Origin of the sequence: Rhizobium sophoriradicis (genome assembly GCF_003939025.1) — a bacterium.
GTDB classification, from domain to species: domain Bacteria; phylum Pseudomonadota; class Alphaproteobacteria; order Rhizobiales; family Rhizobiaceae; genus Rhizobium; species Rhizobium sophoriradicis.
In genome coordinates this window covers 37,921-60,862 of record NZ_RQIH01000019.1, presented here as the reverse complement: position 1 = coordinate 60,862, position 22,942 = coordinate 37,921, and the positions used below count along the sequence as shown (strand labels likewise).

The 22,942-nt window shown below is 59.6% G+C and carries 19 protein-coding genes; 6 read left to right on the top strand and 13 right to left on the bottom strand.

The window, feature by feature from the left end; all coding sequences use genetic code 11:
- Positions 1–40 precede the first annotated feature (40 nt).
- The gene (locus tag EFR00_RS27325; RefSeq protein WP_225882581.1) at positions 41–1,300 is read right to left on the bottom strand and encodes a phosphoribosyltransferase family protein; all 1,260 of its coding nucleotides are present in this window, start codon (positions 1,298–1,300) and stop codon (positions 41–43) included.
- Positions 1,301–1,395: 95 nt separating this feature from the next.
- Complete coding sequence (locus EFR00_RS27320) at positions 1,396–3,537, bottom strand: caspase family protein (protein ID WP_077988893.1); 2,142 nt, start codon at positions 3,535–3,537, stop codon at positions 1,396–1,398.
- A 736-nt stretch (positions 3,538–4,273) separates the two neighbouring features.
- On the opposite strand from EFR00_RS27320, the gene EFR00_RS27315 reads away from it, so the two are divergent.
- Positions 4,274–5,443 carry a glycosyltransferase family 87 protein gene (locus tag EFR00_RS27315; RefSeq protein WP_077988894.1) on the top strand — a complete coding sequence of 390 codons (1,170 nt, stop codon included), beginning with the start codon at positions 4,274–4,276 and terminating at the stop codon, positions 5,441–5,443.
- Here EFR00_RS27315 and EFR00_RS27310 read toward each other — a convergent pair.
- The 6 genes from EFR00_RS27310 to EFR00_RS27285 form a co-directional block, all read right to left on the bottom strand.
- Positions 5,422–6,801: a hypothetical protein gene (locus tag EFR00_RS27310; protein ID WP_245435276.1), complete on the bottom strand. Its 1,380-nt coding sequence runs from the start codon at positions 6,799–6,801 to the stop codon at positions 5,422–5,424. The genes EFR00_RS27315 and EFR00_RS27310 overlap by 22 nt on opposite strands.
- A gap of 207 nt (positions 6,802–7,008) precedes the next feature.
- Complete coding sequence (locus tag EFR00_RS27305; protein ID WP_077988896.1) at positions 7,009–8,628, bottom strand: hypothetical protein; 1,620 nt, start codon at positions 8,626–8,628, stop codon at positions 7,009–7,011.
- Positions 8,625–9,374, bottom strand: a complete 750-nt coding sequence (locus EFR00_RS27300; RefSeq protein ID WP_077988897.1) for an SDR family oxidoreductase — start codon at positions 9,372–9,374, stop codon at positions 8,625–8,627. Before EFR00_RS27300 ends, EFR00_RS27305 begins: the two co-directional genes overlap by 4 nt.
- Entirely contained in the window at positions 9,371–10,693 is a 1,323-nt protein-coding gene (locus EFR00_RS27295) for an FAD-binding protein (RefSeq protein ID WP_077988898.1), read from the bottom strand. The genes EFR00_RS27300 and EFR00_RS27295 overlap by 4 nt, the downstream gene beginning before the upstream one ends.
- A gap of 6 nt (positions 10,694–10,699) precedes the next feature.
- The gene (locus EFR00_RS27290; RefSeq protein ID WP_077988899.1) at positions 10,700–11,134 is read right to left on the bottom strand and encodes a GtrA family protein; all 435 of its coding nucleotides are present in this window, start codon (positions 11,132–11,134) and stop codon (positions 10,700–10,702) included.
- 7 nt (positions 11,135–11,141) lie between these two features.
- Positions 11,142–12,683 carry a UbiA family prenyltransferase gene (locus tag EFR00_RS27285; protein ID WP_077988900.1) on the bottom strand — a complete coding sequence of 514 codons (1,542 nt, stop codon included), beginning with the start codon at positions 12,681–12,683 and terminating at the stop codon, positions 11,142–11,144.
- 152 nt (positions 12,684–12,835) lie between these two features.
- Between EFR00_RS27285 and EFR00_RS33705 the strand changes: the two genes are divergently transcribed.
- On the top strand, positions 12,836–13,147 hold the full coding sequence (locus tag EFR00_RS33705) for a hypothetical protein (RefSeq protein WP_009987828.1): 312 nt from the start codon (positions 12,836–12,838) through the stop codon (positions 13,145–13,147).
- A 199-nt stretch (positions 13,148–13,346) separates the two neighbouring features.
- Here the strand turns inward: EFR00_RS33705 and EFR00_RS27275 are convergent, their stop codons facing one another.
- The 4 genes from EFR00_RS27275 to EFR00_RS27260 form a co-directional block, all read right to left on the bottom strand.
- Positions 13,347–14,267, bottom strand: coding sequence for an NAD(P)/FAD-dependent oxidoreductase (locus EFR00_RS27275; RefSeq protein ID WP_077988903.1), 921 nt, complete (start codon positions 14,265–14,267; stop codon positions 13,347–13,349).
- Positions 14,268–14,348: 81 nt separating this feature from the next.
- Positions 14,349–15,179 carry an SIR2 family protein gene (locus EFR00_RS27270; RefSeq protein WP_077988905.1) on the bottom strand — a complete coding sequence of 277 codons (831 nt, stop codon included), beginning with the start codon at positions 15,177–15,179 and terminating at the stop codon, positions 14,349–14,351.
- A gap of 177 nt (positions 15,180–15,356) precedes the next feature.
- On the bottom strand, positions 15,357–17,993 hold the full coding sequence (gene ligD / locus EFR00_RS27265) for a DNA ligase D (protein WP_077988906.1): 2,637 nt from the start codon (positions 17,991–17,993) through the stop codon (positions 15,357–15,359).
- A gap of 48 nt (positions 17,994–18,041) precedes the next feature.
- A complete protein-coding gene (locus EFR00_RS27260; RefSeq protein ID WP_040142320.1) occupies positions 18,042–18,350 on the bottom strand; it encodes a hypothetical protein in 309 nt (102 codons plus the stop codon).
- Between the two features lie 181 nt (positions 18,351–18,531).
- Between EFR00_RS27260 and dinB the strand changes: the two genes are divergently transcribed.
- The 4 genes from dinB (at position 18,532) to EFR00_RS27240 (ending at position 21,752) form a co-directional block, all read left to right on the top strand.
- Positions 18,532–19,620 (top strand): DNA polymerase IV, encoded by a 1,089-nt coding sequence (gene dinB, locus EFR00_RS27255; protein WP_077988908.1) that lies wholly within the window; start codon positions 18,532–18,534, stop codon positions 19,618–19,620.
- Positions 19,621–19,778: 158 nt separating this feature from the next.
- A complete protein-coding gene (locus tag EFR00_RS27250) occupies positions 19,779–20,315 on the top strand; it encodes a hypothetical protein (protein WP_010058678.1) in 537 nt (178 codons plus the stop codon).
- Complete coding sequence (locus EFR00_RS27245) at positions 20,308–20,724, top strand: phage holin family protein (RefSeq protein ID WP_077988910.1); 417 nt, start codon at positions 20,308–20,310, stop codon at positions 20,722–20,724. Before EFR00_RS27250 ends, EFR00_RS27245 begins: the two co-directional genes overlap by 8 nt.
- The gene (locus EFR00_RS27240) at positions 20,724–21,752 is read left to right on the top strand and encodes a DUF3618 domain-containing protein (protein ID WP_077988911.1); all 1,029 of its coding nucleotides are present in this window, start codon (positions 20,724–20,726) and stop codon (positions 21,750–21,752) included. Before EFR00_RS27245 ends, EFR00_RS27240 begins: the two co-directional genes overlap by 1 nt.
- 158 nt (positions 21,753–21,910) lie before the next feature.
- Here EFR00_RS27240 and EFR00_RS27235 read toward each other — a convergent pair whose 3' ends face one another.
- On the bottom strand, positions 21,911–22,660 hold the full coding sequence (locus EFR00_RS27235) for a sulfite exporter TauE/SafE family protein (protein WP_009987183.1): 750 nt from the start codon (positions 22,658–22,660) through the stop codon (positions 21,911–21,913).
- Positions 22,661–22,942 lie beyond the last annotated feature (282 nt).

The following is a 22,942-nucleotide window of genomic DNA, read 5'->3' as shown; positions in this document are numbered from 1 at the left end:
AATAGATGCAAGTTTCAACTGGAAGAACTCGGCGGCGTGTCTAAGTCGACCCGCCTCTTCGCAATGACAACTGTTCGGCGAGGAATTCCTCGAAGCTCAAGCCCAATGTCACCTCACGCGAAATCGCCCATTTTCGCAACATCAGGTCGTAACGCCTGCGCACATAGTCCTGATATTGGCCGGACGAAAGCGATGGAAGGTGGTGCACTTGCGGAATGAATTCGGCCGGCGTCTCTGCCCGGGACATGAGTTCTTGATGAAAATCGGAAAGAACGATGATCGGATATTCGTTCTTGGCCGTGCAAATCTTGCGGATGGACTCAATGGCTTCGAGAAAGCCGTCTGGTCTTGACCCGAGCCAGCTGACAAGAGTTCGAGATTTTGCGCAGTTGTGCGCGTCGGCAATCGTGTATCGGAGCTCCTCGGGCATAGTTTGCTCTCGCCTGAAAAACGCGAAAGCGTCGAAAGGCATTCTCATATTGAACAAGCTGCGCAAAGGGGTGTTCGGCAAAACCATCTGATGGGTCTCCGTGCAAAGAACCGGCTTGTTCGATATCCTGGCAATCTCGTTCGCCTGCCTAAGATTACTCTCGACAAAGATCTCGGCATTACACTGCCGATAGAAGGCGGCCTTGAACCTTGCATGGGTGCCCCGCCGCCGACGCTCCGCCGCGCTCGGCAGATCGAGCATTATGAGCTTGCCGTAGTCGATCGAATTTGTACGAAGCCAGGTTTCGGTCAAGGATCGGTACTTTTCGAGCCGGCTGGTCACGAGATAGGCGATGAAGCGCGTCGGTTTGTGAAGCGCCCGTGCATTTCTCAAGAAGGCTTCATAGGCCGGACCATCGTCATTTTCCGTATCGGTCGGGTCGAGGCAGAGCACCCCGTCAATGTCGATGCACGCCTTCGATAACAGGCCGTGATGCATGAAATTCCACTGGAACAGCCTTGGCTGTTCGACGACCTCGAATATGAAGTCGACACCCTCGACGCTGTCGCGCAGACCATAGACCGCGGCGAAGACAAACTCAGCGCGACTTTCGCATGCCATCAACTTGGCTTTGGCTTCGCGCATGGCGCCACCGGTATTGATGCTGTCGTCGAGGACAAGAACCCTTCGAACGTCGGATGCGCTCCTGAACGAAGCCGTATTCTTTGTCGCACCGAAGGAGTAAACGCGGCCTTCGATGAAGCTGTCCAGATCGGTCATCGGTAGGTTGGCGACCAAGCCGAGCATGTTGGCGGCCAGCAGGCCGCTGCGTGGAATACCGACGACCAGATCGATCTCGCGAGGCAGCATGTGCAACCCGTTGACGATGGCTTTGTGAAGATCCGATATCGAGCGATACTGCATCCCCATGCCGATGCTCCCCCGTTCAGGTCAGCTCCGAACCGTCATTTGCCGTTCTGTTCCAGAAAGAGATCGACCTGGGCTTCCATCCTTTGCCGTGTTGCCGTGTCGAGTTTCTTGCCGATCGCGGCGCGCGCTTCATCGGCCCGGTTAACGCCCAGCTTTTCGGCCAGCACCCCATAATAATAGGCAAGCGGCACATCCGCCTTTCCCGTGAAGCTGCCTTTGTCGTAACCGAAGGCAAGATCGAGATTGGCCAACTCAAGTCCACGATTGGCAGATAACTTGAAGAGGGAAAGCGCGCGGTTTCGATCAGCAGGGAGTTTATCGGCGCCTTTCAGGTACAGCCTCGCGGCGTAATAGGGCGCGTATTTGTTGCCCATGTCCGTTGCCTTGAGCAGGGTCTCCAAGCCACGTCTAAGATCCTTCTTGGTGCCCTCTCCACTGATATAGGCCTGCCCCAGATTTGCCATGGCGTCGATCTGGCCCGTATCGGCCGCCGCCATGTAAAGTGCGACCGCCTGCGAGGCATCCTGCTTTACACCGGTGCCCAGCCTGTAGCAGTCACCCAGCGCGGTGATGGCGTTGGCCCATCCGCTGGAAGCGGCAAGACGATACCAGAGAATGCCTTCTTCTGGGTCCTTCGAGACACCCTGGCCAAGAATATAGGCCGTGCCGACGTTCGTGCGTGCGCGCAGGTTGCCCATTTTTGCGGCCGCCATGTAGTAGGAGAGAGCCTGGTCGTAGTCGACCTTCCGGCCGATCCCCATGCGAGCCATATAGCCAAGATTGACGAGAGCGGCGCTATACTGCTGGCCGCCGGCGAGTTTATAGAAATATTCCGCCCAGTTGTATCGGCCGGCGATCTCGAGAACACGACCAAGCTGATACTGCAGCCGGGGATTGTTCTGATCTGCTGCAAGCGCAAAGGCGCAGGCCCGCAACGCGTCGCGCACATTGACGAGACCATTACTGACGCCGGGGACCTGTCTCTGCGGATCGTTCGGGTCAGCACCGTAAAGATCGCATTCGGTCACAAGACTGCGCATGCCGCTCGCCGTCTCGGGCAGTGCACTCGGCCACATCCTGAACGTTTCGCTCACCGCACGCTCGCCCGATTGCTGGAAGACGAACTCCTTAGCCTCGGCGTCGTCCGTACTCGGCACCTGGCTGGCAATGGATGAGGCGACAAGGCTTTCACGCACATAGAGCCCGCGTTTCGAAAGGGCGGCAACCTTGACACGGCTCTTTTCCTCCGCCTCGGCCGCGTGCGCGCTTTGGGGAAAGATCTTGGCAAAACGCTCGAAATCGGCGGGATCCGGACTATCCTTGATGAAGGTCCACAGCACCTCGTCAATAGCAACCGGGCTCGAGGTCTCGGTGGGCGGAACAACGGCTTCCGCGTTCAAGATCGCCGCCTGTGGTCGGAACACGAACCGTGTTTCGATCGAGCCGGTGATCCAAGGTATTTGGGCATTGCCGGTCGCTTGCCTGACATCGCCGCGAACCGTGCGAAACGTGTCATAAACATCCAGGTTCGGTCGCTGCAGGGCATTGGCGAGCGCCGACGAATAGGGGCTGTTCAGCCCCGTGCCATCATAGGCGACTTCACCGGCGCTCGTTGCATAGGCCACCAAGACCTGCCCGCTTCCCGCCTCAGTGTCCGCCAGCCCCTGACGAAGACCCTGGAAATTTGCAGCCGGATTGTTTCGGCATGCGTCAAGAATGAAGAGCTTCAGCCCGACAGGATCGTTCTTGACGATATCGATGAGGTCATTGAGAACGAGTGCATCGGCGACCACCCGCTGCGCAGAGCTGGTATCGACGTCCACGGGCAACAGGAGATTGCGCCCAGCGGCCTGCAAGGCGTGGCCGGCATAGTAGAAGACGGCAATATCGGCACCGACCAGATGCGTCCGAACGGTCTCTTTGAGGTCTCTAACCGCCTCTTTCTTCAGGTCGTAAAACAAAAGCACGTCGAAATTCAATTCGGTCAGGGTATTGGCGATCAGCTTGGCGTCATTCTGGGGATTGCTCAACGGCGCAAAAGGATAGTCACTATTGCCGATGACGATCGCCGCGCGCTTTTCTGCGTGAGCAGATCCCGCGAAAACTTGACACGCGATCAGCAGAAACAGGCAGATAAAAAAACGTGGACCTCGCCCCTGCGCAGATATGGAAACCATCACTGTCGCTCCAATGAGAAGACCATGCCCGAAACCATCGGCGCAAAGCCTGAACGTTGCTTGTCTGCCTGCCACTCTCGCGATCGAGAATTCGAAGTATATTAGCCCCGGATAATCTCAGCCAGTCTACCAATTTACACACCAAGCGGTAGCCGTTCTGCAATACAAATCGCAGACCGGCGTCGAACGAACCTCGCGGGCCGAAACGCAGTAGGGTGGTGGTGAGGACAAAGCTGGAGGACGTCGATGCAACCGCAACAAGATCGGGGTCGCGGAATACGACATCTCGGAAGCCGGCATCGAAGGCGTGGTCTATGAAAACCGCGCGTTCATCCGCGTCGTGTGAAATTTTCGATTCCCGCCTTAGCGATTTCGATGACTTATTTTGAAAAAGTGGAACTAGCTGGGTGTCGACAACGTCAGGGCGTTCGAGAAACTTCATCGCTATCACTTCGGTGAGGCCTGAGGGATGTCCCGGACAATGCCCGGGTCTGCGACGTGAACGAGAAGCAGACCGGCTAACAAGCCAGGAAAACGTAGCCACGCTCTTTCAGTGCCGCCCGCACGGAACATCCTCCTCGGCAAAAGGTTAGCGAGTGTTTAGCGATGACACGGCGTTCCGCGCGCCGATCGGGACTTGGGGAGCATCGCAATGAAGCATTAAAATGGTAGGTTGCTTGAGAGCAGTCTTTCGCTTCAACCACCTGGTGCTCGGCGCATTGATGGAGGTCTCTCGATGGAAGGCTCTGCTTCTACTGAACCCCGTGATAGGCCGCTTCAATTGCTCGCGACAATCGCGCTTGCCGGCATCTGCTTGTGGGTGATCCGCACCGAATTTCCGCGTGTCGTTTCAGATCACGGCCTCTGGGACTTCGGCGCATTCCTCGCGTCTGGGCGCGCGGCAGCTGCTGGCTTGGACCCTTACGGCATATACCCACCTCTCACCCCGCACGTCATCTTTCCGGGATTTGAGGCTTGGAACCCCAACCTCAATCCTCCGATCTCGGCACTTCTGTTCCAAGCCTTCGATATCGTGGAGCCCGGGTGGTCGCTGCGTATCTGGTGGGTGATTTCGATTGCCAGCTACGTCGCTGCGGTCGCCTTGCTGCTGCGACGCTACAGCTACGGCCTGCACCACGGATTGATCGCCATCTGGGCTTTCGCATTGGCCGGTTTTTGGGACACGCTCTACCTAGGTCAGATCTACATGCCTCTGGTCTTGATCGCCGTCATCGCCTGGCTCCGCCTGGAAAGAGGCGATGACGTATTCGCCGGCATCATGATCGGCCTGCTCATTTCGATGAAACCGAATTTCGCAGTCTGGCCGGTGCTGCTCTTTCTTGCCGGCCATCGGCGACCGAGCTTGATATCGTTTGCCACCGCGGCCGTCATTGCCGCCATGCCACTCGCCATTTTCGGTCCTGGAATCTATCTCGACTGGCTGCGCCTCGTTGCGACGGACGGCGAACGTGCGGTCTTTCTCACGAATGCTTCCTTTGCAGGTCTGGCCGCGCGTGCCGGCTTCCCGTCGGTGGGCACGGTTCTAGCCGTTTTATTGCTGCTTGCCCTCGCCGCCTGGGCATTCCGCCGCCGTCCGCCGGTAATCTCCGTCAGCGGGCTGGCGCTGATTGCGTCTCTTCTGGCCTCCCCGCTAGGATGGATCCACTACACGCTCTTCCTGCTGCCCGTCCTGCTGCACCATTGGCAGAGACCATGGGCATGGTTGGCAGGTACCGCGCTGATAATACCGGTCCCGATCATACTCGGCTACTTCGGCGCTCCCCGCCTGATCCAACTGACGGCAGGATCTGTGTACGCGTGGGCGCTCGTGCTGGTGCTCGCCGGTCTGGTCATTTCAGAACGCGGAAGACAATCTGCTCCAGCTCAGGAAGGGTTTCTGCGGTAGATGCGCCAATCGGCGGTCTCCCGCACGAGGTCATAGTGGCGGGCTATATAATGCGCATAGATGTCCCGCATGCCGTTCCCTGTCCAGATTTCGATGGGCCACTTCGGGTCGAGGATCAGGTCCACGTCGGCGAACATCTCTTCCGCGGCTGGACGATACTCAGGCCCGAGAGTGCGTCCCCAATGATACCAGACGCTATCTCCGGCGGGCGGCGTGAGGCGGAGACCGGCGGTAAACGGATTGACGAAATCCAGAACGGCAACACGCTCAGACCCAGCATCCAGTTGCGAAAGGGCGGCGGAGGCGTCGGCAAGCGTGCGGTTGTAACCTTGGAAATATTCGAATTGGCCGGCACTCCACATCTCCACCAGCCGAACCCCGGAAAAGGCAGGCAGCGGAATAGCTTCGCCTCGTCCGCCAGCCGAATAATAGGCATGAATGGCAAGCGACGCAGCATTGCCGACCGCAGCCGGCATGAGCAGAAATGCTGCGAGCAGCGGCGGGGCGATCCGCGCTCTTGCATTCCCAGAGCGAAGCTCGGCACGAAAGAGACTTTCCGACAGCACGGCAGCGCTCGCGCCAAGCGTCAGAATCCCAAAGAATTGGAAGTTCTGCTCGATCAGGAGGATTCCTGATGTCATGCAGAAGCCGACAAAGAGCAGATGCCGGCAGCTTGGCGTCAGACTGAGAAGGATGACGGCGACAGCGAGATAAGCGAGAAGGTCGGCGAAATTATGCCGTACCACGTGACCGATAGCCGTCATCGTCGGGAAACCGCCGCTGTTCTTCCCGGCAAGACTGATGTCGAGGAGGTAGTTGACCCCTCCGCCCCAGACCATCTCAATCGCCAGGATGCTGGCGGCGACGATCCCAAATGTGAGCGCCACCCAGCCGGTCTGGCGACGGTCAAAAAGCATGAACATCAGAAAAGCAAGGCCCACGACACCATAGGTGATCTTGGTGTAAAGCATCAGCAGCACGAGGAAGCTGGCGCATGCTGCGTCCGCGCCTTTGCCGCTGCTGGCGCCGGGCAAGCGGCACAGGTACATGACCAGCAGCAAGCCGAGTGACGCCCAGCCGATCCGGTTGTAGAACATGGCGAAGCTGAGTTCCCCGATCCGTTCGCCGGGGTTTGCAGGAACCGCGAGCACCAGAAGCAGATAGCTTGCCAGCGGCAGCCCGAGCGCCCAATGCATTCGGCTGCCGACGATTTCGGCGGCGACCAGCGAGAATAACAGGATCAGCAGGGACAGTCCCACTGGCATTGCCGCGCCCATGCTGCCGGACAGAGCGTAGCCGACAGCCGGGATATAGAATGTCAGCGGCCCGAGAGGTGTGTGGAAATCAACGTTCGGCACCTGTCCGGCCGCGATCCGATGTGCGCCATCAAGAAAAACGAATAGATCATTGACGTATTTGGTTGTGACCGTTGCGCCTGGCAGGGCGAGGAGTCCCGCAAGAAGCAATCCAATGCCGGGGACAATGGCACGCCACCAGTTCAACTGAACGGCCGGCCGCGATGTATCCTTCTCCGGTATCGACGTCGATGCTTGCGTCACCGTGCCTCACTTTGCGCCTTTGCCTGGGCGCCACTGATAAATCGTCCATTCGGATGTCTTCCGCACCACATCGAAATTCGCAGCAAGGAATGGGCCATACAGCTCCTGCAGCGGCAGGCTGTTGATGCCGGTTTTGGGCACCATGACGATCTTGACGTCGGCAAAGAGCACGTCCGGCGGGATATAGGACCTTTCATTGATGTTGCGATTCCAGTGAAGCCAAGCGGTGTCGCCGGCAGGCGGGCGAATGCCGAGTCCGGCCGAGAATGGGTTTGCGAAATCGAGGACGAAAACCCGTTCGGCTGGAACCGGCAGAGATTGGAGAAGCGCGCCACCGGTGACGATGTTATCGAGGTAGCGTCTTATGAAATCGGGCTCGCCGCCCGGCGGATCGACTTCCCGGACATCGTCAAATTCCGGCAGCCCCAGAGACTGCCCGGCTTTCTCAGTCGCGAGCGCCGTATGCAGGGCGACGGCCGCGCTGTGGTGCACGATCGGGGGCAACAGGAACAAGATGCCGATCAGCGGCAGGGCGCCGGCAGCACGAGCCAAGCGTCCTGCTGCGCGGCTTTCATTGCCCGGTTCAACCCAGGCCGTCTTCTGCGACAGCACGATTGCCCCGCAATAGAGCGTGATGATCCCCCAGCTGTGGGCATTCTGATTGATGAGCGCCACGCCGGCGCCGATGCAAAAGCCACAGAGGACAAGATCTCGAAGGCTGCGGCTTTGCCAGAGGGCGAGCGAAGCGACGGCCGCGAACACTGTGAGATCGGAGAAGTTTTCCCGAATATTCTTCAGAATGCTGCCGACATCATGACCGCCGCTGACGCGCGCCGCCGCCCGCAGATCCTCAATGTGCTGCGCCGTTCCGCGCCAGAAGAACTCGATGGCGACCATTGCCAGTGCCGTGAGCAGCAGGGCTGTCACCCCCCAGCGGCGCTGGTGCCGATCGGAGAAAATGATTGCGATAAGGCCGATCCCGGCGAGCCCGTAGGTCACCTTGGTATAGAACGAGACAAGCAACAGGAAGAGGGCTGCGAGAGCATCGGCAATATCATTGCGCCTGGCTGGCGAATGCGGTGCCAGATACATAACCAGCAGCAGGCCGAGAGCGACCCAACCGATGCGGTTATAGAACATCGCGAAGGAAGGATACCAGATGGAACTGCCGAGATTGATCGGAGCCGCGAGAATGAGAAGAAGGAATATGCCGAGCCCGGCAGCCAATGAAGGTGCGAGGCGCGACCCAAGGATGCGGATCATGGCGGGGATGAAAGAGACGAGGACGATCGCCATGCCCAGAGGTATGGCAGCCCCGAAATTTCCTGACAGAAGATATCCCGCAGCCGGAATGTAAAAGACGAGAGGCCCGAGCGCGGTGTGGAAATCGCGGTTCGGCACCTGGCCAAAGGCGATGCGATGCGCACCGTCGATGAAGATCAGCACGTCATTGATGAAGGCGGCATTGATGGTCCTGCCCGGCAGCGCGAGCATGGCGGCAGAGGCCAAGGCGACGACGATGATCGCGCCTTCTGCCGACAGCAGTCGCCGTATCCAGGCTGCAGGTCGCCTGTGGGCACGAGTTCCCGCTCCGATGTAGGCTGCCTGATTTATGGGTTCCGTCACAGCCGCAACCTCTTGAAGATGGACTCTGGGATTGACCGGATTATCGTCATGAGCGGTCGCCAGACCCCTCTGACGTAGACGACGTCACTGCGGCTCCCGCCCTCGGCGGTCGCGAAAATCTTTTGCGCCACCTCCCGCGGTTCGGCCGTCAGAAGCGGCGGAAGTTTCATCCCATCAGTCATCCGCGTGCGAACAAAGCCGGGCTTCACGGTCAGCACGCGCACGCCGGACCGGGACAGCCTGTTCCTCAGGCCGGACAAGAAGGCGGTCAGGCCGGCTTTGGCGGCGCCATAGACATAGTTCGACGCTCGTCCGCGATCGCCGGCGACAGAGCTCGTGCCGACGATCGTGCCCGATCCGCGCGCTGCGAAACGCTCGGCCATAAGACCAAGAAGCAAAGCCGGGCCCTCGAAGTTCGTCCGCATGACCATGGCGGCATATTCGAGCTCCTGTTCAGCCCGGGACTGCTCACCGAGTTCGCCAACGACGCAGACCACCGTGTCCGGCAAGGGTGACACGGCGCCGAGGAAGGCCTCGAAGCGAGCAGTCTCCAGGATATCGAGCTCATGAACGGTGACAACTGCTCCCGTCCGCGCGGCGATGTCGTCGGCTTCACGTTGAACGGCCGCGCGCGCCCGTCCCGCCAGATGAATGGCCCAGCCTGCCTCGGCATAGACAATTGCCGTCGCCCGGCCAATATCCGAGGTCGCGCCGATCATGAGCAGTGTCTTGCCGGTCCCCTTCATATGCCGAGCCTTTTTGCCAAGCGGGAGTTGAAGCGACGATCGGCTCCGGTTGCTCTTCGCAGCTCTTTGAACGCGTCCAGTTTGGGGTAGCCGGATTCGAATGTATGGCGGGACTGGCGCGCATCCTTGGCCAGATAGAGACGCCCCCCTGCCTTGACAACCAGCTTGTCGATTTCGTCCAGCAGCCGCAACACGTCCTGCGTGGCCGGCAGGTCGAGCGCGAGCGTATAGCCCGGCGCAGCAAAGGAGAGCAGACCTGCACTGCCTCGCAGCCTTTTGAGAACGGCAAGAAATGAACCTTTGCCCGAGTGCGCAAACCGGTCGAGGATGCTCGCGAGAACCTGGAGCGAGTCAGCATCCGGGACCACGCATTGATGCTGGATAAAGCCTCGTTTGCCGTACAATCTGTTCCATCGAAGGATGCGGTCGAGAGGGAAGAAGTAATTATCCCAATGGACCAGCAAGGGCTTGGCTGACTTTCGAATACCGGACCGGAAGTAGAGCTCATTGAAGGCGGAAACGCTCGCCTTGTTCAGGAGCCAACCCGGCATATCGAGCGGCAGGGAAAGGGCCGCGCTGGTCGGCGAAGGAAAGCGATCGGCCTTCGGCGTCTCACCAACCTGATCCTGTGTTGCGTGCTCACCCGCAAAAATCAGCGAACGTCCGAGAGAAGCGCCTTTCGACAGGCAATCGATCCAAGCCACCGAATAGGTCGCGTCCTCCGATTGCCGCAGCGCCGTCAATGCTTCGCTGAGATTCTCGGCTACGGTCGTCTTCTGGGTGATCCAGCCGGTCTCGATCGGCCTCAGGCGAAAGCTTGCCTCGGCGATGATGCCTGTCAGGCCCATCCCGCCGATAGTCGCTGAAAAAAGCTCCGCGTTCTGCGAGCGGCTACAGGTGAGGATCTCGCCGCTGGCGGTCACCAACTTCAATTCGTCGACGTGATCGCCGAATCCACCGTGGCAATGATGGTTCTTGCCGTGGACGTCCGATGCGACCATCCCGCCGATGGTGACGAACTTCGTGCCCGGAACCACCGGCGGAAAATAGCCGCGGGGCACCAGCGAACGCAGGACGTCGGAAAGCATGACGCCGCCCTCTACGGTGAGGACGCGATCGGTAGCATCGAACCTTTTCATCCGGTTCAATCCACCACACATCAAGGTGGAATTCTCGCCGATCGCAGCGTCACCGTAGGAGCGGCCATTGCCGCGAGCGATCAAACCTGAGTGCGATGCTGCAATCCCGCCCAGGGCCTCCGGAAACCGGCAGTTCAACACCTCGCTCTCATGACGCGGATAGCGTCCCCAGCCCTCCATCGTCCGTCACGCCTCCCTTGGCTTGAAGACGAACTTTCGGTCGAGAGCATATTTCAAGATATAGCCGATCGCCAGGCCGATCGCTCCGCCGGTGTATTTGGCAAGTTCCGTCTTCCAGATTGTCCAGAAGGCAATTTCGAACCCCCAGAATATGAGCGTCGTCAGCACGCTGAACAAGCCGTACAGCGCGACCTTCGACATCTCGTCGCTATGAGAGGAGTAACGGTCAAAGAAGATCCAATTTTTGTCGAGAACATATTTCAGGGCGAAGCCGGCGGCGGTGCCCGCGAGGATCGATGGCATCAGGCCCGACCACGGCGCTGTTTGGAGAACCATCGCCTGGACCAGGAAATTGGCGGCGGTGGAGAGCACCGCGAAGCAGACATAGCGGACCGCGACCCCGGTGGGAGTGCTTCGCTGCTGGAACTGCGAGCCCGTCATGACCACCTCACATCGCGGCAAAGACGACCAGGCTGGCGGCCCCTAGCGTGGCAAGACTGACCTTGTCCCTGATAGCGAAGACCACCGGATCATCATGCATCTGCCCCCGATGGGCGAGCATGAGGATGCGCGCGATCCAGCAGGCAAGGACCGGTCCGGCGAACCATAGCATCCCCGGCCGCTCATAGACATCTCGCGCGTTGTCGCTCGCGGCGTACAGGGCAAACAGCGTCAGCGCATTCATCCCCGCCCCCGCTGCCAGGGCACCCACCATGCCGATGTCGGCCTTCCTGTAGTCCCGGCCCTTGGAGTCCGGCAGGCGCGCGGCGCGACGTCCAATCAACTCGGTGTACCGTTTGACCAAAGCGAGCGAGAGGAACCAGCTCATCATGAAGGCCAGGAGCCAAGGCGATGGCCACACAGAGAGGGCTGCGGCCCCTCCGATCACCCGCGTGGTATAGAGAGATGCGAGGGCCACGACATCGAGGATCATCTTGCGCTTGAAGAGAAACGAATAGGCGGTGGTCAATGCAAAATACCCCGCCAACACAAGAACGAACCCTGGCGTCACCATGACGGCTACCATGAGCGATAGGAGAAGCAGGATTGGGATGACGGCAATGGCATCCGAAAGCGCGATGTCACCGCAAGCAAGAGGCCTGCGGCATTTCGTGCGGTGGCCGCGGTCGTCTTGGAGATCCACCAGATCATTGAGGATATAGACGCCGGAAGCACAGAGTGAGAATGCGAGGAAAGCCAGACCGGCGCTGACCATGCTGTTGATATCGAAGAGCTGATTTATCAGAAGCGGGACAAAGACCAGGCCATTTTTGACGTACTGATGCACACGCAACAGCCGCGCCCAGCTGCGCCAGGTCGCCTTTTCACACGGAAGATGTTGGACGTTGCCGCACTGCCGGCTGAGTTTTTGCGCGACCGCGGGCGATGTCCGTATGGCATAGGATTTGGCGGCATGGCGCCAAACAGGAAGATCGGCCACGTCGTTGCCGATATAGTCAAACCCGCCTTTCCCGAAAGCGGCGACGAGTTGTTCCGCTTTGATATCGGCAGCGCAGTTGGTTGTTTCGTTGGTTGCAAACCAACCGTCGAAAAGGCCGAGATGTTCGGCGACTGCGGAAACCAGACGCTCATGGCTCGCTGACGCGAGATAGACGGGTCGTCCCTCCTCCCTTGCGGCCCGGATCACCGTCAAGACCTCCTCGTCATAAGGGAGGAGAGCCGGGTCGAAATCCGATGGTTGCGAAAGACGGTGCTTCAGACAGGCTTTCCCGCCGCACAGGGCCTTGACGAGATCCACCGCCGAGTGAGGGCGACGAGCCAGTTCGGCGAAAGCGGTTTCGATCAGCAGATCTGATCGTACGAGGGTGCCGTCCAGATCGACCACCAATGGACAAGGCTGCAGCAACGATTCGAGGTTTCCGGGACAGACCGCCGACGGCGGCGCATGCGTTGGCTCGAGGCGCTCATCCTCCTGGAGTCCCGGCAGAAACTCTCTTTGCAGGAGGAACTCACGTTGCAGCTCGCTCAAAGGAATTCCCCTCCGCTTCAAACCTCAGGAGTTCGTCGAACGCCGGCCGAGGCGGTTAGTTCCATTGTTACAGAAATGCTCCTACTGGTTGCGCTTCTCCAGTCCGTTCTAAAACATTTCCCGGAAAACTCGTGGCCTGCGAGGGAGGATGATTGACTCAAGGCCTCCGTTCATCCGCGATGTGTCTCATCGACGAAGTGTCGAAGAATGGAACAAAGCTGGCATGCGCCGGTTCGATGATCGAAAGGTTTGGCAACAGAGCGAGAGATGTGATGAATTTAGCCTTGCTTCTAGGCGCAATGACGCTGATGTGCTGGATGGTGGGAGGAGCTGTCGCGGTGCTGGGCACTGCCGAGCATTCTCGTCATCACCGGCACGAGATGGCGGAATTCATTTCGCTGGGTCTCAACCTCCTCGGGGTCGCATGCGCGATTGCGATGGCAGGCGTTGTCCTGGCGGCATGACCTGACGTGCAACGGTGCTCTTGCGCATGGGCGACGAGATTCACTCGCAGGTGCTCAGATGTTTCCCGGGTTATGAACCGCAATGACGACCCCGAGGCTTTCAGACGTTGGTTTGAGGTGGCGGGACAGATCCCGGTGCGATGCGGCCAAAGCCTATCCATTCGACGTTTGCGGGCAGCAGCTCATGCTAGCCGAAAGGTTATTGTTCTCGCACTCGCCACAGGCGGTTATGCACCGCGACCGCCGCTATTTCGCCTTGTGCCATGGACACGCCGAGTTGATTGAGGCCGGTCACGACGTCGCCAACCGCATATAGGCCTGGGATCCGGGTCGCCTGGTGTGCATCAACCTTTATGCGCCGGTCCTGTTCCAACTCCGCCCCCAGCTGTTCTGCGAGCTGCGAGCATGGACGAATCCCCAACGCCGAATATAGGATCACACCTTCCAACGTGGCCGCGTCCTTCATGATAAGATCGACGGTTCCGTCCGCGGAACGCGAGCAGCGTACCAACGGGTCTAAGCGGATTGAAACGCCATGCTCGATCAGCCGGGCCATCATAGCGTCCTTCACATCCAGTCTTTCGCCGAGCGTTGCGATTGTGATCCTTCTCGTGAACGATGTCAGGAACAGGGCTTCGGAAGCGGCCCGCTCTGTCGCGCCGATCACCACCGCCGATCTTCCGGCAATTTCGTAGCCGTCGCAGATCGGGCAGAGGCGAAGATGTCCTGACCGTGTGAGGTCGCTGGCTTTACCGATGGGCGGGAGCTTGTCTTCGACGCCGGTCGCAAGGATGATGTTTTCTGCGTATATCGGCCGGCCGGCGAGTTCAGCGATGAAGCCGCCTTCAGCCCCCCGCTCCACCCGCGATACCGCCGCTGCCACGACCTCGATACCTAAGTTCTGCAGTTGCGTTCTCATGCGTCTTGAAAGCTCACCACCTTCGATGCCTTCCGGAAAGGCCGGATGATTGCGCGAGAGCGGGATAAGCAGCGCACGGCTGTGGCCTGAATCGACGGCGACCACGCGCCGGTTTAGCCGCGCCAGGTAAAGAGCGGCTGTCATGCCTCCCGGTCCTGCCCCGATCACTAAAGCATCCAGTCTTGCCGGCGTCGTCGTCATCACTGCAGCTCCTTTGCAATCAGTGCTCCCGACCTTCACCAGCTTCCATGGCTGCGGACGTCGCAGCGGACAATCGAAGTGTCACTGATCCGGTTCCGAGCGTTGTTCGACCAGACGCTTGAGGAAACGAGAAAGGGAGTCGCCGGAGCTTTCGCCATCGCCAGAGATGACGGTTACACCCCATCTCTTCAGGACATGCGTCTGAACTTCACTCGGCTCGTGCATGAACAGAAATAGCGGCGGCCGGTGACGGTCCAGCCCGGTCTGCTGCCAGATCGACCAAAGGCGATGAAGCAGGAAGCGGATATTCAAATCGGACATGCTGTAGCCGACGAAGAGCATGGTCGAGGCGAAGGCGTCGCTCCTGAACTTTATGTCGAGGGGAGCGTCGAAGGAGAGTCGATCGAAATAGTCCGACTCTGTCAGGACGAGTGTATCTGGATCGGAGAAATCCCCGTGGTATTTGACGATATGTGTCAAGCCCACAGTGGCGGTTGCGATGTCCTTAGCACTTGTAATGCGAGCGTAGGGTCGTCCGAGCGCCTGGTAAGAGAGCTCGAGATTGGCATCGTAGTTGGTTGTATAAATCAGAGGAAAATCCAGCGCAACGATAAGCCGATGCAACTCCGAATTCTTCAGTTGCTCCGGAGAGATCTGCCATTCACGCTTCATCCAATCGACCAGCCGCGACAAGGAGCCGTGCTTCAAACGATAGTACTCGGCAATTTCCTGGTACGTTGCGTCACGGCCCATCGACGACTGTGCAAGATCGAGATCCGCCAACATATGTTCGATAAGGCAGGTCCATGAAGGCAGCCCGACATTCATCGATATCCCCGCGCCTACGAAAAGAATTGCCTGCCGCCGTTGAAGCGCAGTTGCGATCGCGGATATGTGTTCGTCGTGTGGCACCTGTCCTCCAGTCCAGAATGAAATCCGCCTGGAGGAAATTGGTTTCTGTCCGCTAGCGCACCTCCGGCCGGAAGTTCCGTAAGGATCCGCCGCCCGTGTGCGCCTCGGCGCACGCCCACAGCGGCGGCCGAGGAAGACGTCTCTGGTTTTCTTCGTCTGGCGCGGCGCTTGTCGCGCTCACGCTGCGTGTCGGGATTTTCCGAGACGCTTGATCGCCTGTTCCAGCGGCCGCTCGCTGTCGCAATAGTCTTGCCAGGCGGAGCTTTTGGTCAGAAGCGCCGGCACCGTTCGAAGCGTAAAACGCTTCGGGTCGAGATCGGACTTCACCTGCGCCCAGGTAAGCGGCATGGACACGGTGGCGCCGGCGCGGGCGCGCGGGGAGAGCGGCGCAACGGCCGTCGCCATGCGATCGTTGCGGAGGTAATCGAGGAAGATCCTGCCGCCACGGAGACTCTTGGTCATCTTGATCAGGTAGAGGTCTGGATTGTCGCGCGCCATCTGCTGGCAAACGTCATGGGCAAAGCCCTTGGCTTCGGCCCATGACAAGGCTTTGCGTTTGTTGGCGGTCAGCGGGGTCACGACATGCAAGCCCTTGCCACCGGTGGTCTTGCAGAAGCTGACGAGGCCGAGTTCATCGAGACGGTCGCGCATCTGGCGGGCGGCTGCGACCACCGTCGCAAACGGCACGTCAGGACCAGGGTCGAGGTCGAACACCAGACGGCCGGGTACTTCCGGCTTGCCGGGCTGGCAGTTCCACGGATGCAGTTCAACGCCGCCGATCTGGGCGATCGCCGCCAGCCCCTCGATCCGATCGATCTGCAGGTAAGGCTTCTTGTCCCCGAAAACCTTCACCAATTCGAGCAGGTTCGAAGTGCCGGGCATCGCGTGACGCTGAAAGAACTGCTCGCCGCCAATGCCGTCGGGTGCTCGAATGATCGAGCATGGTCGGCCCTTGATATGCTCGATAAGCCAAGCACCGACGGTCTCATGATAGCGCGCAAGGTCCTCCTTTGTGACGGGCTCACCATCACCGGCGTCCGGCCACAGCGGCTTGTCGGGATTGGAAATGAGAACACCCATGACCTCGGCCTTCGCGCCTTTGCGGCGGGCAGACTTATGTTTGGCAGCCGCGGCCGGTCCCGCGGTTTCAGTCTGGGCAGGCAGCGCCGGCTTTTCGGCCTCGACCTCTTTCGCCGGCTTGTCCTCGCGCAGGCCTTTGAAGGCAGCCTGGCGGACGAGGCCGTCCGTGGTCCACCCTTCAAATTCGATTTCGGCGACAAGCTCCGGCTTCAACCAGACCACTTCGGCCTGCTTCTTCGGAGCACCGATACCGCCGAAAGGCGATTTCGTCGTCTCGAGCGCCTTCAGTTTCGGCAGCAGCATTTCGACTTTCTTCGCGCCGTAGCCGGTTCCGACACGGCCGACATAGACAAAGTGATCGCCGCGGTGAACGCCGACCAGGAGAGATCTGAACCTGCCGTTGGTCTTGGCATAACCGCCGATCACCACCTCGTGTCCGGCGCGACATTTCGACTTTGCCCAGGTGTCGGTGCGGCCGGACTGATAGGGTGCGTCCATCTGCTTGGAGATGACTCCTTCGAGGTGCAGCTTGCAGGCGGAGCGCAGCACCGCGTCGCCACCGGATTGGAAATGTTCGACGTAGCGGATGCGAGGATCGTCGCCGGCAGCGGTGAGAAGGTTTTGCAGCCGCTCCTTTCGCTCGAACAGGCGCATCGACCGCAAGTCCTCTCCGCCATCGAAGAGCAGGTCGAAGGCGAAATAGACGAGGTTACCGGTCTTGCCTTCCGACAGAGCCGCCTGAAGTGCGGCGAAATTCGGTGCGCCATTCTCATCGAGCGCGCAGATCTCGCCATCGATGATGCAGTCGGGCAGTCCGGACGCGGCTTCCGCAATCCCAGAATATTTGGACGTCCAATCGAGGCCCTTGCGCGTCTTCAGCGTCACCTCTCCATCGGCGACCCGCATCTGGATCCGATAGCCGTCGAACTTGATTTCGTGCAGCCAATCATCGCCGGCGGGTGGCCGATCGAGCCTATCGCAAAGCTGCGGCTCGATGAAATCTGGCAGGTCGGCCGCCGTGGAGGTTGCGACATCCTTAGGAGACTTCTTCTTGCGCTCGTCGGCGGCCAGACCATGCTTGCTGTCCCACACGGCGTCCGCCTCGACGTCCGCCTTCGCCATCATGAAAGGTCGCGGCTTGCGGCCCTTGCCTTCGGCGATCTCATCCATGCTGCGGCCGGATGCGACGGAGGTCGCATTCTCCTCCAGGATCGCCGCACCGTTTTCCTCGACCGAATGTTCGTCGTGATGTTTGATCAGCAGCCAATTCGTGCGCTTGCCGCCATCGCGGTCATTACGCATCCGAACCAGGACGAAGCTGCCGTGCAGTCGCTTGCCTTCAAGCGTGAACTTGAAGTCGCCTTTCCTCAAAGCCTCTTCCGGAGACTTGCGGCCTTCCGGCTCCCAGTAACCGCGGTCCCACAACATCACCGTGCCGCCGCCATATTGGCCCTTCGGGATCGTACCTTCGAAGTCGCCGTAGTCGAGCGGGTGATCCTCGACCTCGACAGCGAGCCGTTTGTCATGCGGATCGAGCGAGGGTCCCTTGGTCACCGCCCAGGACTTGAACACGCCATCGAGCTCGAGCCTGAGGTCATAGTGAAGCCGTGTCGCATCGTGCTTCTGGATCACGAACCGCCGGCGGTTCGACGGTTTGACGCCCGCTTCCCCGCTCGGTTCGCGGGTCTTCTTGAAATCGCGCTTGGCCCTGTATTTCGAGAGGTTGTCGGCCATGAACCTGTGACTCCTATCAACGTAGACCAGCGCCAGCTTCCTTTCCGCTCAGCGCTGTGAAACCCGCAGTGCGCCGGCATCTCCAAGACTGCGCTGGACGGCGGCGAGCTGACTGGATGCGATATCGGCCGAAACCTCGATCTCGCCTTCGAGCGGAGCGTCGCGACGGACGCCATCGTTATGTGAAACGTCGCCACCCGATGGCGCCGAGCCGGCGGTGTTGCGATCGGTCGCCGACTGGATGAAAATGTCGGGCCTCGCGATACCGTGCTGCTGAACCAGATGTTCGACGGCGAGATCGGCTGCCTCTCGCGTTTCAAAGATCGCTCTGATCGTCATGGTGCTGTCGTCCGCCATCGGGGGTCTCCTGAGATCGATTTCCACAGGGTGAGAACGCCTGCGGAGGCTGGTGGTTTCGACGGAAGGATCAAGGCGCCTGTCGAAATGGTTGATCTCGCGTTGAAGCCTGCTATGTTCTCTTTTTGTTTCGGCGTAAATATCTCCAGGTGCCGATGCCATTGCGATCGCTGAAGCGGCCATGAACGAGATGAGTGCAACGCCAATCCGAAAGATCGTCCACATCGACATGGATGCGTTTTATGCGTCGGTCGAGCAGCGCGACAATCGAGACTTGCGGGACAAACCGATTGCCGTTGGCGGATCGGCCGCTCGCGGCGTGGTGGCGGCAGCAAGCTACGAGGCACGGGTCTACGGCGTCCACTCGGCCATGCCGTCAGTCACCGCCAAGCGGAAATGTCCGGACCTGATTTTCGTGCCGCCGCGCTTCGACGTCTACAAAGCCGTGTCGCAGCAAATTCGTGAGATCTTTGCCGAATACACGCCGTTGATCGAGCCGCTTTCACTCGACGAAGCCTATCTCGATGTCACAGACAACCTCAAGGGCATGGAAATCGCCACCGAAATTGCGACGGAGATCCGCGCCAGGATCAAGCAAGTCACCGGCCTCAACGCATCGGCCGGGATTTCCTACAACAAGTTCCTGGCCAAGATGGCGAGCGACCTTAACAAGCCGAACGGCCAGGCCGTCATCACACCGAAGAACGGGCCGGCCTTCGTCGAGGCCCTCCCCGTCAAGAAATTCCATGGCGTCGGCCCGGCAACGGCCGAAAAGATGCACCGGCTCGGGATCGATACCGGCGCCGACCTCAAGGGAAAGACGCTGGAATTCCTAGTGGAGCATTTCGGGAAGTCAGGACCCTATTTCCATGGTATCGCCCGCGGCATCGACGAGCGCCAGGTCAAGCCGGACCGGGTGCGCAAATCCGTCGGCGCCGAGGATACCTTCTCAAAAGACCTCCATGCCTACGAGCCGGCCCGCGAAGGTCTTCAGCCGCTGATCGAAAAGGTGTGGGGCTATTGCGAGGCCAATGGGATCGGCGCCAAGACGGTGACGCTGAAGATCAAATATGCCGACTTCAATCAGATCACCCGCAGCAAGACAGTTCCGGGCCTCTTGCCGGCGATCACGGACCTCGAAGAGATAATCAGCCTGCTGCTGGCGCCGATTTTTCCGCCGCCAAAGGGCATCCGGCTGCTCGGCATTACTCTGTCGTCGCTGGAACGGCGGGCCCCAGGAACAGAACCGCAGCTGCGACTGGCGTTTTAGATCGCAACCATCGGCTGAGGAGAAGCTTCGGACTAACATCCTCGCGCGTCAAAATCGCCCTCACCGAAGAAGGAGACGAGGAACTTCTTACCCTGCTGGAACAAAGCGGGAAGATTGAGGTTCGGCGCTGGCACACATTACAAGCCATGGAGGCCTCAATGACTGACGTATTTTCCGCGCCGGAAGGAGAACGCAGTCGGCCTGCGGACGCCTCTCCGACCACTGAGCTGAAAGACAAGATCAGCGACGATATCAGCGCGACCAAGGAGATGGTGAAGGAGGCATCCGACGCCGGCCTGGATAAGGCAAAGGAGGTGGTTTCCGAGCAGGTGCACTTTGCCGCTCACCAGCTGAGCGGAATTGCAACCGCGTTGGAGAAGGTAGGGGCGGAGCTCGAAAGCTCCGATCAGCGGCACGTCGGCCGCTACGCTCGGGAACTCGGTCGCAGCGTTGCCAGCGCGGCAAGAAGGGTGGAGGACAAGGACCTCGGGGAGATGGCTATCCTGGCTGAGGATTTCGGTCGCAGGCAGCCGATCGCATTTCTGGGAATTGCCGCCCTCGCCGGGCTGACTGCAAGCCGGTTTCTGACCGCCTCCGCCAAACGGTCCGACAAAGCACAGAATGACAAGGCTCGGACAACTGCTCCGTCTGCACCGGCATTCGTTTCGGGAAGCAAGGACAACCAAAATGGTTAAGCCAGCTGAAAACACACCATTGGCCGAGCTGATCGGCGGGCTTTTGAGTGACGTTACTGGTCTGCTGCGCAAGGAGATCGACCTCGCCAAAGCGGAAGCATCGGAGAAGCTCTCTGCCGCCGTAAGCGGCGTCGAAATCCTGCTGATAGGAACGATCCTGGCAATCGGTGCCGTCGGCGTGCTGTTGAGCGCCGTCGTCAGCGGTGTCGCGGCGCTGTTCGTGGCGCAAGGGTTCAGCGAGCCTACGGCCAGTGCGCTCGCTGCGATCATCGTCAGCATCGTCATCGGCCTTATTGCCTGGATCATGATCCGGCGGGGCCTTGCCGCTTTCCGTCGCAGCAATCTGGCCCTTGAACGCACCACGACTTCGCTTCGTCGAGACGTGCAAACCGTGAAGGATAAACTCTGATGGAAACGTCTTCAGACAAGTCGTCGCTGCAGCTTCAGCGCGAAATCGACCAAGATCGCCAGCGACTTGGGGAACGTATCAACGCGATCCAGGAGCGCATGTCACCCGGCCAACTGGTCGACGAGGTTATCGCCTACGCCAAAAACAGCGGCGGCAGCGAGTTCATCGGAAACCTCGGCCGAGCGCTTAAGGAAAATCCGCTTCCGGTGGCGCTGATGGGCGTCGGTCTCGCCTGGCTTATGGCCAAAGGCACTCCTTCATCGGCGACCGGTTCAACGAACTCAACCGAGCCGGAATACGACCTCTATCCCGTTCAGGGGCCTGTGCGCCGCCTTGGGCCGCCGACCTCCGTCGGGGGCGTTCGATACAGCCATTTCTCCGACAGCACCGGCAAGACGCTGAAGGCTCTCACTGATGAAACGGGACGCCGCGCGGGTCATTTTGTCGATGAAACGGGCCAGACCTATCGCGGTTTCGTCGATGCCAGCGGCAAGCGGGTCGACCAGATTGTCGATGAGAGCGGGGCTGTCCTGGACGCTGCATCCGGTTGGGCCGCCGAAAAGTGGGAGCAAGCCAAGACTGCCGTGCAAGGCGTTTCCGACCGCGCGACGGGAACGGCGAGTGCGCTCGCCGACCAGGCCTCTTCTGCTGTAACGAACCTGCACGAACAGACAAACAAGCTCAATGCAATGATCCTCCACCAGTTCCGCGATCAACCGCTGGTCGGCGGCGCATTGGCTTTTGCAGTCGGAGCCGCGATCGGCGCGGCACTTCCGAGCACCGAAATTGAAGATGAACTCGCTGGCGAAGCATCGGATGCCACCAAGGAAGCGATAAGCGAACAGACCTCTGAACTTGTCGATCAGGGCACCGCCATGGCTTCAAACGCCTATCAACACGCGGTCGCGGTTGCATCCGACGCCCACGACGACATCAAGGATCGCCTTGCTGAAGAAGTCGAATCCCGCGCAAGCCAGGAGCCCGGGAACCGACGATACCGGGCTGACCGCGAGCCGCAGCCTGACTGAAGTTCAACCGGTCGTGTTGACAGTCCGGCTTGATCGAGCTGTCCGCCAACGACGATGGCGAAGCCGGCATGGACGAACATGATGCCGCGCTGAGGGGCGCTTCCAATCGGAACGCCGGATTTAAGTTCCTCAGATGGTCGAGGGTCCCGGACCTCCGCTCAAAGATAAGCTCGCGAAAAGAATACCGCGGTCGTCAAAAGGGCGACCGCGAGGGTTAGCATCCGGACGATCGATGACGGCAGCCTGCGTCCGACATGCGCTCCGATCCACCCGCCGATGACGGCTCCGAACGTCATGGAAATGCACTGTTGCCATACGATCGCCCCGGCCAGTACGAAGACGACGACGGCGACCGCGTTTGCGGCAGTTACCATTACCATTCTTGTCGGATTCAGGCTCTTGATCTCCCCGCCCCCGAGCACGCTCCATGCCGCGAGCATCATAAGGCCCACCGCGCCGCCGAAATAGCCGCCATAAAGACCGAGAAAGAACTGGACCGTCGCGAAGGCCAGAACACTCGGATGTGCCTGCGTCTGCAGCTTGGCGCTGAGCCTTGGCCCTGCAGCCAGCATCAATGTCGCCACCAGCAAAAGCCATGGCAGCATTCCATCGAAGATCCTGGAGGGGGTTAGAAGTAATAGAACACTTCCGGCCACACCACCCAACACCGTCACGATAGCAATGGCCACGACATTGATACCGCACACACTCCCAACCCCATCACGGTAGACCCACGAGCTCGCCATACCGCCGGGAAACAAGGCTAAAGTGCTTGTCGCGTTTGCGGCAACCGACGGCACTCCGACCGATATCAGAGCAGGCAGGGATACGAACGACCCGCCGCCCGCCAGCGCATTCATGCTGCCTGCCAACAAGCCGGCCAGGAAAAGAAGAATAATATCGTACATGTTCAGGTCGCCTTAGCACCGAAGCTCCGCCGAGACACTTGTCTAGAATCGTGGCCCAAGACAATCGCGCCTGTGTAAGTCCTGTGGAAAAGCAGGCGGCTTGAAAGGATCCGAGTCCTCGGCGGGTTGGGAGCATTGTTGAGGTCATGCAACGCGACCATCAGTATCATTGGCTCGGATGGGCAAGGCAGAAAGCCAACGCCTTTCAACGAATAACGGAATCTTGATCGGGCGCAACAGTTTACCGATCGCCGCATCGGCCTATCTGCGCGGTCATCACAC